Source organism: Phytohabitans rumicis (assembly GCF_011764445.1).
Lineage (GTDB): Bacteria > Actinomycetota > Actinomycetes > Mycobacteriales > Micromonosporaceae > Phytohabitans > Phytohabitans rumicis.
Genome location: NZ_BLPG01000001.1, coordinates 3049542 through 3061720, shown reverse-complemented (window position 1 = coordinate 3061720; position 12179 = coordinate 3049542). Strand labels below are relative to the sequence as shown.

The window sequence follows — 12179 nt, the reverse complement described above, 5'->3', positions numbered from 1 at the left end:
CCGCGTCGGCTCCGCCCCGACCGCGCCCCCCGCTTCCACGGTCGACTTCGCGATGCCGGCCGGAGCGGCCGTGCCCCCGACGCCGCCCGAGCCGCCGATCGTGTCCGTGCCGGCGTCGCCGTCCCCCGCTCCCGAGAAGAAGCGGCTCTCCGGCGGGAAGACCGCGGTGATCGCCGCCGCCATCCTGGGCGTGACGATCGCCGGCGGCGTGGTGGCCGGCAACGTCATCGGGGACGACAGCGGCACGCAGACGGTCGCGGCCCAGGGGCCGGGCGGCCAGGCGCAAGGCGGTCAGGCGCAAGGTGGTCAGGCCCAGGGCGGTCAGGCGCCCGGCGGGACGGGCCAGGATGGTCAGGCCCAGGGCGGCCAGGCTCAGGGCGGCCAGGCCCAGGGCGGCCAGGCCCAGGGCGGCCAGATGCAAGGTGGCCAGATGCAAGGTGGCCAGGGCGGACCGGGCGGCGGCGGTGGTCCCGGGATGGGCGGCGGCGCCCTGCATTCGGAGAGCGTCGTCTCGGACGGGAACGGCGGCTACACCACCGTCCGTACCCAGACCGGCGAGGTCACCGCGGTGAGCGACACGTCGATCACGGTGAAGAGCGCGGACGGCTACTCCGGCACGTACACGATCGGCTCGGATACGCAGAAGAGCGGCACGATCGCGACCGGCTCGACCGTGAGCGTGCGGGCGACCGTCTCCGGTAGCACGGCCACCGCGACGTCGATCACCGCGACGTCATGATCAGGGCGTAATCTCGGGATTCGTGAAGGTCTGGATCCCACACGAGCGGGGCCTGGCGCTCCTGGGCGAGGTGCCCGCGGGCGTCACGATCGAGGTGGCGCCGGCCCCCGACGCGCTGCCGTCCGACCCGGGCGACGTGCGGTTCTGGGTACCGCCGTTCCTGGCGCCGGCCGAGTCGGTGAGCGCCTCGGCGAAGATGCCCGAACTGCGCGTCGTCCAGCTCCTCTCGGCCGGCGCCGACATCTGGGTCGGGCGGCTGGCGCAGGGCGTCACGCTGTGTGACGCGCGGGGCGTACACGACTCGCCGACCGCGGAGTGGGTGATGGCCGCGATCCTGTCGTACCTGCGGGACTTTCCGGGGTTCGCGCGGGCGCAGGAGCGGCACGAGTGGTCGTACGCGAAATATGCCCCGACCGACGAACTGGCCGGCAAGCGGGTCCTGATCGTCGGCGCGGGGTCGATCGGCGCGGCCCTGGCCGCGCGGCTCGCGCCCTTCGAGGTCTCGGTGACCAGCGTGGCGCGAACCGCGCGGCCGGCCGAGGGCGTGCACGGCGTGGACGAGCTGCCGGCGCTGCTGCCGCACCACGACGTGGTGGTGCTGATCGTGCCGCTGACCGATCAGACGCGCGGCATGGTGGACGCGGCGTTCCTGGCGGCGATGCCGGACGGCGCGCTGCTGGTCAACGCCGCGCGCGGGCCGGTCGCGGACACCGCGGCGCTGGTCGCGGAGGCGTCCACCGGGCGGATCGGCGTGGCCATGGACGTCACCGACCCCGAGCCGCTGCCGGCCGACAACCCCCTCTGGGGGCTGCCGAACGTCCTGCTCACGCCGCATGTGGCCGGCTCCGTGCGGGGGCTGCTGCCGCGGGCGTACCGGCTGGTGGGCGCGCAGTTGGGCCGCTTCGTGGCCGGCGAGCCGCTGATCAATCAGGTGGTTGAGGGCTACTGACCTCGGCGAGGCTGGGCAGGTCCTTGCCGCGTACGGCGGTCAGCGGGACGACCTGCCCGTCGGTGAGCCGGGCCAGGGCGCGCCCGCGGGGGTCGGCGCCCAGCTCGCTGATCTGCGTCCACGGGATCCGGCGCTGGCCGAGCAGGGCCCGTACGCGTACCTCGTCGTGGTCGGCCTCGGTGCCGGCCCGCAGCGCCCACACCACCACGGCGAGGGGGATGAGCAGCACCGGCAGGTAGTACCACCCGGCGCTGGCCAGCGGTATCGCCCCGAGGAGGGCGATGATCGCGGCGATCGCCACGGCACCGTGCGGCCGGAAGCGGATGGTCGTCGGGCTGGTCACCGGCCGATCCTTTCACGGCCGCGTTTCTGTCGGTCGGGCGGCGCATACTGTGCTGGTCCTCGAAGGGAGGTGGCAAATGACCACTTTGCTTGCGATTGGCACCGGCAAGGGGCTCTTCGTCGCCACCAGTGCCGACGACCGGCGCACCTGGCAGGTCGGCGGGCCACAGTTCCCGATGACCGGCGTCTACGCGGTCGGCATCGACCGGCGGCGGGCCACACCGCGGCTGCTCGCCGGGGTCACCAGCTCGCACTTCGGCCCCAGCGTCGCGACCAGCGACGACCTGGGTAGATCTTGGCACGAGCCGGACGCGGCACCGGTCGCGTTCCCGGCCGACACCGGCGCCACGCTGGCCCGGGTCTGGCAGTTCGCCCCGGGCCCGGCGTCCGAGCCCGACGTGGTCTATGCGGGCAGCGAGCCGTCCGCGCTCTTCCGCTCGGTCGACGGCGGCGTCAGCTACGAGATCGTCCGGGCGCTGTGGGACCACCCGCACCGCGAGCACTGGGGCGCAGGCTTCGGCGGTCAGGCCATCCACACGGTGCTGCCACACCCCGACGACCCGGCCCGGGTACTGGTCGCGATGTCCACCGGCGGCGTCTACCGCACCGCGGACGCGGGCGAGAGCTGGGCGCCGAGCAACACCGGCATCCGGGCGTACTTCCTGCCCGACGAGTGGCCGGAGTTCGGGCAGTGCGTGCACAAGGTGGCTCGCGACGCCGCCGACCCCGACCGCTACTACGCGCAGAATCATCACGGTGTCTACCGCTCCGACGACGGTGGTTCGAGCTGGAGTTCGATCGCGGACGGGCTGCCGAGCGACTTCGGGTTTCCGGTGGTGGCCCACCCGCACCGGCCCGGCGTGATCTACAACTTCCCGCTGGTCCGCGATGGTGAGCGCTTCCCGGTCGACCGGCGCTGCCGGGTGTTCCGGTCCGCCGACGCCGGCAAGACGTGGGAGCCGCTGTCGCAGGGCCTGCCCACGGAGCCGTACTACCCGTCCGTGCTGCGCGACGCCATGGCCGTCGACGACGCCGATCCGGCGGGCGTCTACTTCGGCACCCGCTCGGGCGAGGTGTACGCCAGCCGCGACGAGGGCGAGTCGTGGTCCCTGGTCGCGGCCCACCTGCCCGACGTCCTCTGTGTACGGGCGGTGCAAATATGAGCGTCACCGTGCTCGTGCCGGGGGTGCTGCGCGGCGAGGTGGGCGGCGCGGCCCACGTCGACGTGGGCGCGGCGGGCACCCTGCGGGCGGTGCTTGACGAGGTGGGAGCGCGCTGGCCGAGGCTGGAGCGCCGCATCCGCGACGAGCAGGGCGAGGTCCGCCGCTACGTCAATGTGTACGTCGACGGTGCCGACTGCCGGCTGGCGGCCGGGCAGGACACGGTGGTTCCCGACGGTGGGGAGGTGCGGATCCTCCCCTCGGTCGCGGGCGGCTGACCCTCTCACGAGATACTCAGCCGTAACCCGTATGGCCGGGCCCTCGTTACCGGTCATAGGTGCGGTGTCGCCACAAGCGGGCCGCGCCGTCCCCCTCACCCTCGTGCAGAGGACCCGGCAGTGTCAGTGGCGTTCAACCCCGGCGCCCGCTACCGGATCGGTGGCGTCCCGGCTGTGGACGTCGCCGTCGCCGTTGCGGCCGTTGTGCTCCTCGTCGGCTCTCTCGCCGGCCTGCTCTCCGAGACGTTCGGCCTGGTGGCCGGCGTCGGGAGCGTCGCGGCCATGGCGACCTATCGGCTGTGGCGGCTCGCCATCGCCATCCACCGCACCCAGCACAGCTTCGGCCCGTGCCGCGGCGGTGGCTTCCTCGGCCTGGGCACGCTGGCGAGCGGTGCCACCGTGGTCGCGCTGGCGCTGGTCCCGGACGATCTCCGGCCGGCGGTGGGCGCGTGCGGCCTGGCCGGCGCGGTCGTGGCGTACGTCCTGGGCCTGCTCCTGCTGCCCGGCGCGGCGAGCACCGTCGGCGTACGGCTGCGGCGCGTCTCCGACGGCGTCAGCATCGGCATCAGCCTGGCCTTCGCGGGGTGGCTCATGCCCCCGCCGGGCGGGATGCCGCCCGCCGCCCTGGCCGGCTTCCTCTTCGCGGTCGGCGGCCTTTCGATCGTCACCGTGACCGGGCTGCGCGCCGCCCGGTACCGCCGCGCCGCCCTGTTGTGCGGTGCCGGCACCGGCGCGTCCGTGCTGGGGCTGGCCTTGATCACGATGTTCGTCTCGTACGGCGCGAGCGACCGTGGCGTGCTCTTCGCGGCGATTCCGGTGCTCGTCGGGCCCGTACTCATCGTGGTCGGCGCCCACCTCGCGGATGCCGACGGCGACCTGCCCCCGAGCGGCGAGCCGGAGACCCGGCTGTCCGGCTACCCGCTGCTGAGCGTGCCGGCGCTGCTCGCCATGCTGGCCGCGCTCTACCACCTGATCACGGTCGGCGAGTTCGACAAGACGTCGATCCTGATCGGACTCATGGTCATCCCGACCGTGGTGGTCCGCGAGATCATGGCAGCCAGCGACGTCCGCCGGTACGCCCGCCGCCTGGTCGAGCAGGAGGCCCACTTCCGCTCCCTGGTGGCCGGTGCCAACGATCTGATCATGGTCGTGGGCGAAGACCTCGTGGTGAGCTGGCAATCCCCGGCGGCGGCGCGGCTCTTCGGGCTCTCCGACGCCGACGTGATCGGCCGGGCGTTCCCGTCGCTCATGCACCCGGACGATGCCCCCAACGTGACCGCCCTGCTCACAGCAGTGCTGACCGAGCGCCAGTCGCTCGGCCGGCCGCCCCTGGTCGATGCCCGCCTCCGCGACGGGTACGGGGTCTGGCGCGACACCGAGTCGACGGTCGGCGACCAGCGCGCCGTCCCCGAGGTGGCCGCGCTTGTCGTACATGTCCGGGACGTTGGTGAGCGGCGCCACCTGGAGCGGACGCTGCACCAGCTCGCGTTCACGGATCAGTTGACCGGTCTCGCCAACCGCCGGGAGCTGATGCGCACGATCGTCAGCCAGCGGGAGATGCCGGGGCACACCGGCGCGGTGCTGGTGGTCGACCTGCACGGCATGGCCGGGGTCAACGAGATGCGCGGGCGGGAAATCGGCGACGCGGTGCTCATCGAGGTCGGCCGGCGCCTGCGTACGGCCGTCGGCGGCGACGACCTGCCCGCGCGGCTGGCGGGCGACGAGTTCGCGGTGGTCACCGTGGAAGGGCCGGTCCTGGCGTACGCGCTGGGCACCCGGCTGCTGACCGTGCTGACCGAGCCGTACCAGCTGCCCGGCGCGATCGTGCACCTGAACGTGAGCATCGGCCTGGCCGAGCTGTCCGGCGGCGACACCGTCGACGACGTGCTGCGCCGCGCCGACCTGGCCCGACGGCGGGCTCGCCAGCTCGGGCGGGACCGGATCGAGTGGTACGACGCCTACCTGGAGGAGCAGCTCGTACGCCGGATGGACCTGGAGCGGGAGCTGCCCGGGGCGGCCGCCCGGGGCGAGCTGGACCTGGTCTACCAGCCGGTGCTGGCGCTGCCGGACCGGCAGCCGGTGGGGGTGGAGGCGCTGCTGCGGTGGCGCAACCCGACGCTCGGCACGGTGCTGCCGACCGAGCTGCTGCCGGTGGCCGAGGATCTGGCCCTGCTGGACGAGATCGGGCAGTGGGTGCTGGCGACCGCCTGCCGGCAGCTGGCCGCCTGGTCGGAGCCCGGTCGCGAGCTGTGGATGTCGATCAACGTGTCGCCGCGCGAGCTGGCCGGCGCCGACTACGTGACCCGGGTCAAGGCGGTGCTCGCCGAGTACGACCTGAGCCCGGAGACGTTCGTGGTCGAGGTGGCCGAGGCGAAGATGCCCGGCGACGTGCCCGCGGTGGTCACCCAGCTCGCCGCGCTGCGCGCCCTGGGCGTACGCACCGCGCTGGACGACTTCGGTGCCGGGCAGGCGTCGCTGGCGCAGCTCCGCCGCCTGCCCGTCGACCTGCTGAAGATCGACGGCTCGATCATCGCCGCCTCGGCCGACCAACTCCCCGCCGACCTGCAGGGCCACAGCCGCCCGCTCATCGACGTGGTGGTCGACCTCGGCCGCCGGCTCGGCGTGGACATCATCGCCGAGGGCCTGGAGTCGCTGGACCAGGTCCGCCAGGCCGTGGAGGCCGGCTGCCGCCAAGGCCAGGGCTTCGCCCTGGCCCGCCCCGCTCCCGCCGAACGCATCGAAGCCTTCCTAGAAGACCACCGCGCCCCCCGCTAACAGTGCCCGCCAGACTCGGCGTTGATCATGAAGTTGTCCACCGGGAGAGCGCTCCCTCCCGGGGACAACTTCATGATCACCCACTGTTAGGGGGCGTTAGGGGGTGTAGCCGGGGATGGGGTAGGAGGTTACTAGGGTGCGGACCTCGGCGGCGATTAGGTCCAGGGCGGCCTCGTCTTCCTTCAGGGCTGCCGTCACCGCCTCGTCCATCCAGGCGGCCACCTGCGGCATCTGAGCCTCGGTCAGGCCGCGCGTGGTCAGGGCGGGCGTGCCGAGCCGGATGCCGGACGGGTCGAACGGCTTGCGGGTGTCGTACGGCACGGTGTTGTAGTTGAGCTCGATGCCGGCCCGGTCGAGCGCCTTGGCCGCCGGCTTGCCGCCGATGCCCTTGCCGGTCAGGTCGACCAGGATCAGGTGGTTGTCGGTGCCGCCGGAGATCAGGTCGAAGCCCCGCTCGGCGAGTGCGGTAGCCAGTGCCTTGGCGTTGGCGACGACCTGCTGGGCGTACTCGGAGAATCCTGGCTGGGAAGCCTCGCGCAACGCGACGGCGATGCCCGCCGTGGTGTGGTTGTGCGGGCCGCCCTGCAGGCCGGGGAAGACGGCCTTGTCCACGGCGGCGGCGTGCTCGGCGGTCGAGAGGATCATGGCGCCGCGCGGGCCGCGCAGGGTCTTGTGGGTGGTGGTGGTGATCACGTCGGCGTAGCCGACGGGGGAGGGGTGCGCGCCGCCGGCGATCAGGCCGGCGATGTGCGCGATGTCGGCGACCAGCACCGCGCCGACCTCGCGCGCGATCTCCGCGAAGGCCGGGAAGTCGATGGTGCGGGGGATCGCCGTCCCGCCCGCGAAGATCACCTTGGGGCGCTCGCGGCGGGCCAGGTCGCGTACCTCGTCGAAGTCGATGCGGCCGGTGTCGCGGGCGACGTTGTAGCGCACCGAGTTGAACCACTTGCCGGTCGCCGACACGGACCAGCCGTGGGTGAGGTGGCCGCCCATCGGCAGCGCCATGCCCATCACGGTGTCACCCGGGTTGAGGAACGCCAGGTAGACGGCCAGGTTCGCGGGTGAGCCGGAGTACGGCTGGACGTTGGCGTGGTCGACGCCGAAGAGCGCCTTGGCCCGCTCGACCGCGAGCGTCTCGACCTGGTCGATGTACTGCTGGCCCTCGTAGTACCGCTTGCCCGGGTAGCCCTCGGAGTACTTGTTGGTCAGCACGGTGCCGCTGGCTTCGAGCACCGCGGTGGAGACGTAGTTCTCCGAGGCGATCATGCGCAGCTTGTCGTGCTGGCGCAGGGCCTCCTGCTCGATGAGGCCGGCCAGCTCCGGGTCGGTGGTGGTCAGGCTTGGGATCGGGGGTACGTGCACAGCGCCCTCCTGGCATGTCAACGCCGACCGGCACCCAGGCGCACGGTGCCGCGATCGTTGGTCGCTCCCCGGTGGTTAAGTCCACCTCCTATGAACCTTTTTCAACCTCCCTTGCGGTCCGATGCACCACAGGAGAGACGCGGGGCGCGAGCGCCGCGCTGTTCGGTTGAAAAAAGTTCAATGCGCCAGTCGCGAATACAGCCATCATCCTAAACGGGGCGCCGCCGTACTGCCGCGAGGTGTGAGGTGTGCCGTCTCATGCTGGTACGCGCCGATCGCCCGGCCCTCGATGGCGGCGAGGAGCTGGCGGGCAGCGTGCCCGCCGTACGCCGGGATGTCGCGGCCGAGCGCGGTGAGCGGCGGGTGGGTGAGCTGGCAGAGCGCCGAGTCGTCCCACGCGACGATGGACAGGTCGTTCGGCACGGCCAGGCCCATCTCCTGGGCGACGGCCAGGCCGGCGATGGCCATGACGTCGTTGTCGTACATGATCGCGGTGGGCCGGTTGGCGGAGCTGAGCAGGCGGCGGGTGGCTCGGGCGCCCTCCTCGCCGGTGTAGTCGGACGAGACGGTGACCGAGTCGGTGAGGCCGAGCCGCCGGCAGGCTTCGGTGAAGGCCCGGGTGCGGATCTCGGTGTGCAGCAGGTCGGGTAGGCCACCGACCCGGGCGACCCGGCGGTGGCCGAGCGCGACGAGGTATTCGATGGTCTCCACCAGCGCGGCGGTGTCGTCGGCCCACACGCAGGCGAGCGTGCCGGTGTGGTCGGGGCCGCCGATGACGACGGCGGGTAGCTGCAGCTCCTCCAGGACGGGCACGCGGCGGTCGTCGATCCGCAGGTCGCACACGAACACGCCGTCGACCCGGCGCTCGCCCCACCAGCGCCGGTAGACCGCGATCTCGGCGTCCGGGTCGGCGACGACCTGCAGCGTCAGCGCGTACGAGCGGGCGGACAGCTCGGCCTCCACGCCGCTGATGAGCTCCATGAAGAACGGCTCGATGCCGAGGATGCGGGCGGGCCGGCACAGCGCGAGGCCGACGGCGTTGGCGGTCGAGCCGGACAGGGCGCGGGCGGCGCTGTTGGGGTTGAAGCCGATCTCCTGGGCGATGGCGATGATGCGCTGGCGGGTGGCCTCGGATACGCCGGGCTGACCATTGAGGGCGTACGAGACGGCGCCCTTGGACACGCCGGCGCGGCGCGCGATGTCCGCGATCGTGGGCCGCTTCACGTGCGCTCCTTATCTCCAGGAGGGGCCTTACCGTACCCCGCTCGTTACTGCGGAGCGTAGCGCTGCTGAACGCTTGCTCGGTTAAGCCTCAGGTTACGGCCTGGCCAAGCCTTTAACACGCCATTGACAGTCGCAATGACCGGCCGTACGGTGTGCCTACTCAACCGGTTCAGTCAACACTTTTCGATGGCCGGAGGCACACATGCGTACCAGACTTGCGGCTGTGGCGGCCGTGTCCCTGCTGATAGCGGGCTGCACCACAAGTGGTGGCAGCGAGGAGCCGGCCCAGGAAGCCGAGGGCCAGCCACCCTTACCTTCTGGAGCGTCGGCGCCGACGAGAACGCGCAGGCGTTCCAGGCGGCGGCCGACCTGTACAAGCAGTCCCACCCGGATACGACGATCAAGGTCCAGGCGATCTCCTGGGACGACGGGCACGCCAAGGTGCTGACCGCGGCCACCTCGAAGAGTGGGCCGGACATCATCTCCGGCGGCATGTCGTGGGGCATCGAGTTCGGCGAGCTCGGCGGCATGCTCGACCTCAACGACCGCGACATCGCCGACGTCAAGTCCAAGACCCGCCCCGAGGTGATGAAGGCGATCACGTCGCCGGACGGCTCGGTGTACGGCGTCTCCATGGACAACGCCTTCTACCTCCTCTACTACCGGCCCGACCTGCTCGCGAAGGCCGGGATCAGCGGGCCACCGAAGACCTGGGATGAGCTGTTCACCGCGCTTGACAAGCTGAAGGCGGCCGGCATCAAGACCCCGATGGTCGAGAACTTCGGCACCTTCGAGTGGCTGCCCTGGTTCAACTGGCTCAAGCAGGCGGGCGGCTCGCTCTACGCCGACGACTGCTCCAAGGCCACGATCGACAGCGACCAAGCGGTGCTGGCCACCACGAACTGGGCCCGGCAGTACACCAAGTACGGCGTGCCCAAGGCCGCCACCGACGCCGGCGCCGGCCTCGCCAAGGGCGAGTACGGGATGGCGATCGACGGCTCCTGGGTGGTCAGCGGCCTCGACAGCGGGCACCCCGAGATCAAGGGCAAGTGGAAGGTCGCGCCGCTGCCGTCCGGCCCGGCGGGTGCGGGCACGTTCGTGGGCGGCCGGATCGTCGGCGTGATGTCGTACACCAAGTACCCCAAGGCCGCCGTCGACTTCATCAAGTGGCTCTATTCGGATGACGCGATCAAGAAGCTCCAGACCGAGGTCTTCAACAAGGAGGGCGCGCTGTACCTCTCGCCGCGGCCGGAGCTGGTCGACAGCCTCAACACGACCGACGACGTCAAGGCGGCGCTGAAGACCACGATGGAGACGGTCACCGGCCCGCCCAACTGCAAGGGCTGGGAGCTCAGCGGGGCGGACGTCACCAAGAAGCTCCAGTCGGTCGTCAACGACGGCGTCGATCCCAAGAAGGCGCTCTCCGAAGCCGCGACGATCATGAACAACAACCTGAAGTAGATCGATGGCCACACCGACCACCACCGCGCCGGCGCCAGGTGCGCCGGCCGCGGGGGCCAAGATCTTGATGGGGTACGCCGCACGCGCTCCCGCGAGCTGCGCCGGGCCCGACTGCGCCGAGCCATGCCGGGGTACGCGATGCTGGTGCCGTTCGCGGTGCTCTTCATCGTGTTCCTGGTGTGGCCGCTGCTGAACTCGCTGTGGTTCGCGTTCACCAACTACAACGGGGTGAAGCCGCCGCAGTGGGTGGGACTGGACAACTTCCAGCGCCTCTGGTTCGAGGACGAGCGCTTCCGCAAGGCGATCGCCAACTCGTTCATCTACGTCGTCGCGGCGGTCACGCTCACCACCGTGCTGTCGCTGGTGCTCGCGGTGGCGTTCCGCGGCACGAGCTGGCGCGACCGGATCATGCGGACGCTGTTCTTCCTGCCGGCCGTCACCTCGACGATCGCGGTCGCGTTGATCTGGCGGTGGATCTTCTCGGTCGAGGAGTTCGGCCTCGCGAACACGGTCATCGGCTGGTTCGGCATAGAACGCGTCCAGTGGCTCGCCTCGCCCGGCTGGACCATCCCGATCCTGGTGCTGATGGCGGTCTGGGGCGGATGCGGGTACGGCATGGTCATCTTCGTCGCCGGCATCAACGCGATCCCGGAGGAGCACTACGAGTCGGCCAGGCTCGACGGGGCGAACGGCTGGCAGCAGTTCTGGTACATCACGCTGCCGCAGCTCAAGCCGGTCACCACGTACGTGGTGATCACCGGCCTGATCTCGGCGTTCCAGCTCTTCGAGGCGATCTACATCATCTTCCGGGCGGTCAGCAGCGTGGGCGGCGTGCAGGACAGCGGGCTCATGCTCGTCCCGTACCTGTACGACATGGGCTTCACGAAGTTCCAGCTCGGCTACGCCTCGGCCATCGCCTGGACGCTCTTCATCATCATCTTCGTGGTGAGCATGATCCAGATCCGGGTCACCCGGGCGCTGAAGGAGCTGTGATGCGCCGAAACCTCTGGCCCACGATAGCCAGGCTGCCGCTCTACGTCTTCGGCCTCACCATGCTGGTGCCCTTCTACTGGATGCTCACGGCGGCGTTCAAGCCGGTGCCGGAGCTGACCAAGAACCCGCCCGACTTCGTGCCGCGCGACCCGACGGTGGACGCGTTCTACGACTCGGTCTACGACCCGGACGTGCGGCACGACCAGGTCGTACCCGGCCTCTTCCAGCGGTTCGTGGACGTGCCGGGCGGCTTCTGGCGGTTCATGTTCAACAGCCTCCTCGTCGCCACGACCATCACGGTGCTGTCGCTGCTGCTCGCGTCGCTGGCCGCGTACGCACTGACCAAGATGGACCTGCCCGGCCGGCGGGTCATCTTCGTCGTCATCGTGGCGTCGATGATGGTGCCCTGGCAGGTCAGCCTGATCCCCAACTACCTCATCGTGCGCAACCTCGGCTGGCTCAACACGTACCAGGCGTACATCATCCCGGCGCTCGCCAAGGCGTTCGTGGTGTTCTTCCTGGTGCAGTACATGCGGTCGATCCCTAACGAGCTCATCCAGGCCGCGCGCGTGGACGGCGCGGGCGAATGGCGGATCTGGTGGCGCGTGGTGATGCCGCTGATGCGGCCGGCGCTCGCCGCGATGGCGATTTTCGTGGTACTCGGCGAGTGGAACAACTTCCTCTGGCCGCTCGTCATCGTGCAGGACGACACCATGGCCAACCTCCCGGTGGCGCTATCCCGGATGAACGCCTCGCTGGCGTTCAACCCGCAGAACATGGCCGTCATCATGGCCGCGTCGCTGCTCACCTCGCTGCCGACCGTCATTTTCTTCCTGCTCTTCCAGAAGCACTTCACCAGGGGCATCGCGCTGTCCGGAATTAAGGGGTAACACGAA

At 70.8% G+C, this 12179-nt stretch carries 11 protein-coding genes; 8 read left to right on the top strand and 3 right to left on the bottom strand.

Features of this window, described 5'->3' with window-relative positions; genetic code table 11:
- Window positions 1–52 precede the first annotated feature (52 nt).
- Entirely contained in the window at window positions 53–739 is a 687-nt protein-coding gene (locus Prum_RS13340) for a hypothetical protein (protein ID WP_173076863.1), read from the top strand.
- Window positions 740–761: 22 nt separating this feature from the next.
- Window positions 762–1688: a 2-hydroxyacid dehydrogenase gene (locus Prum_RS13335; protein ID WP_173076861.1), complete on the top strand. Its 927-nt coding sequence runs from the start codon at window positions 762–764 to the stop codon at window positions 1686–1688.
- Here the strand turns inward: Prum_RS13335 and Prum_RS13330 are convergent.
- Entirely contained in the window at window positions 1663–2031 is a 369-nt protein-coding gene (locus tag Prum_RS13330) for a PH domain-containing protein (RefSeq protein ID WP_173076859.1), read from the bottom strand. The genes Prum_RS13335 and Prum_RS13330 overlap by 26 nt on opposite strands.
- A 76-nt stretch (window positions 2032–2107) precedes the next feature.
- On the opposite strand from Prum_RS13330, the gene Prum_RS13325 reads away from it, so the two are divergent.
- From Prum_RS13325 to Prum_RS13315, 3 genes are all read left to right on the top strand, one after another.
- Window positions 2108–3193, top strand: coding sequence for a WD40/YVTN/BNR-like repeat-containing protein (locus Prum_RS13325; RefSeq protein WP_173076857.1), 1086 nt, complete (start codon window positions 2108–2110; stop codon window positions 3191–3193).
- Window positions 3190–3468: a MoaD/ThiS family protein gene (locus Prum_RS13320; RefSeq protein WP_173076855.1), complete on the top strand. Its 279-nt coding sequence runs from the start codon at window positions 3190–3192 to the stop codon at window positions 3466–3468. Before Prum_RS13325 ends, Prum_RS13320 begins: the two co-directional genes overlap by 4 nt.
- A gap of 120 nt (window positions 3469–3588) precedes the next feature.
- Complete coding sequence (locus Prum_RS13315; protein WP_246277869.1) at window positions 3589–6243, top strand: putative bifunctional diguanylate cyclase/phosphodiesterase; 2655 nt, start codon at window positions 3589–3591, stop codon at window positions 6241–6243.
- Between the two features lie 96 nt (window positions 6244–6339).
- Here Prum_RS13315 and glyA read toward each other — a convergent pair whose 3' ends face one another.
- Both glyA and Prum_RS13305 read right to left on the bottom strand, forming a co-directional pair.
- The gene (glyA, locus tag Prum_RS13310) at window positions 6340–7605 is read right to left on the bottom strand and encodes a serine hydroxymethyltransferase (protein WP_173076853.1); all 1266 of its coding nucleotides are present in this window, start codon (window positions 7603–7605) and stop codon (window positions 6340–6342) included.
- 204 nt (window positions 7606–7809) lie between these two features.
- A complete protein-coding gene (locus tag Prum_RS13305; RefSeq protein WP_173076851.1) occupies window positions 7810–8829 on the bottom strand; it encodes a LacI family DNA-binding transcriptional regulator in 1020 nt (339 codons plus the stop codon).
- A gap of 186 nt (window positions 8830–9015) precedes the next feature.
- On the opposite strand from Prum_RS13305, the gene Prum_RS13300 reads away from it, so the two are divergent.
- The 3 genes from Prum_RS13300 to Prum_RS13290 all read left to right on the top strand — a co-directional run bounded on the left by Prum_RS13300 (window position 9016) and on the right by Prum_RS13290 (window position 12173).
- A complete protein-coding gene (locus Prum_RS13300; protein ID WP_173076849.1) occupies window positions 9016–10290 on the top strand; it encodes an extracellular solute-binding protein in 1275 nt (424 codons plus the stop codon).
- A gap of 123 nt (window positions 10291–10413) precedes the next feature.
- Window positions 10414–11283, top strand: a complete 870-nt coding sequence (locus tag Prum_RS13295) for a carbohydrate ABC transporter permease (RefSeq protein WP_173076847.1) — start codon at window positions 10414–10416, stop codon at window positions 11281–11283.
- Window positions 11283–12173: a carbohydrate ABC transporter permease gene (locus Prum_RS13290; protein ID WP_173076845.1), complete on the top strand. Its 891-nt coding sequence runs from the start codon at window positions 11283–11285 to the stop codon at window positions 12171–12173. The genes Prum_RS13295 and Prum_RS13290 overlap by 1 nt, the downstream gene beginning before the upstream one ends.
- The last annotated feature ends 6 nt before the right edge of the window (window positions 12174–12179 follow it).

Excerpts from the sequence above, each read along its gene's own strand:
- Prum_RS13340 (WP_173076863.1), top strand. The coding sequence starts at position 53 with ATGCCGGCCGGAGCGGCCGTGCCCCCGACGCCGCCCGAGCCGCCGATC.
- Prum_RS13325 (WP_173076857.1), top strand. The coding sequence starts at position 2,108 with ATGACCACTTTGCTTGCGATTGGCACCGGCAAGGGGCTCTTCGTCGCC.
- Prum_RS13320 (WP_173076855.1), top strand. The coding sequence starts at position 3,190 with ATGAGCGTCACCGTGCTCGTGCCGGGGGTGCTGCGCGGCGAGGTGGGC.
- Prum_RS13300 (WP_173076849.1), top strand. The coding sequence starts at position 9,016 with ATGGCCGGAGGCACACATGCGTACCAGACTTGCGGCTGTGGCGGCCGT.
- Prum_RS13295 (WP_173076847.1), top strand. The coding sequence starts at position 10,414 with ATGCCGGGGTACGCGATGCTGGTGCCGTTCGCGGTGCTCTTCATCGTG.
- Prum_RS13290 (WP_173076845.1), top strand. The coding sequence starts at position 11,283 with ATGCGCCGAAACCTCTGGCCCACGATAGCCAGGCTGCCGCTCTACGTC.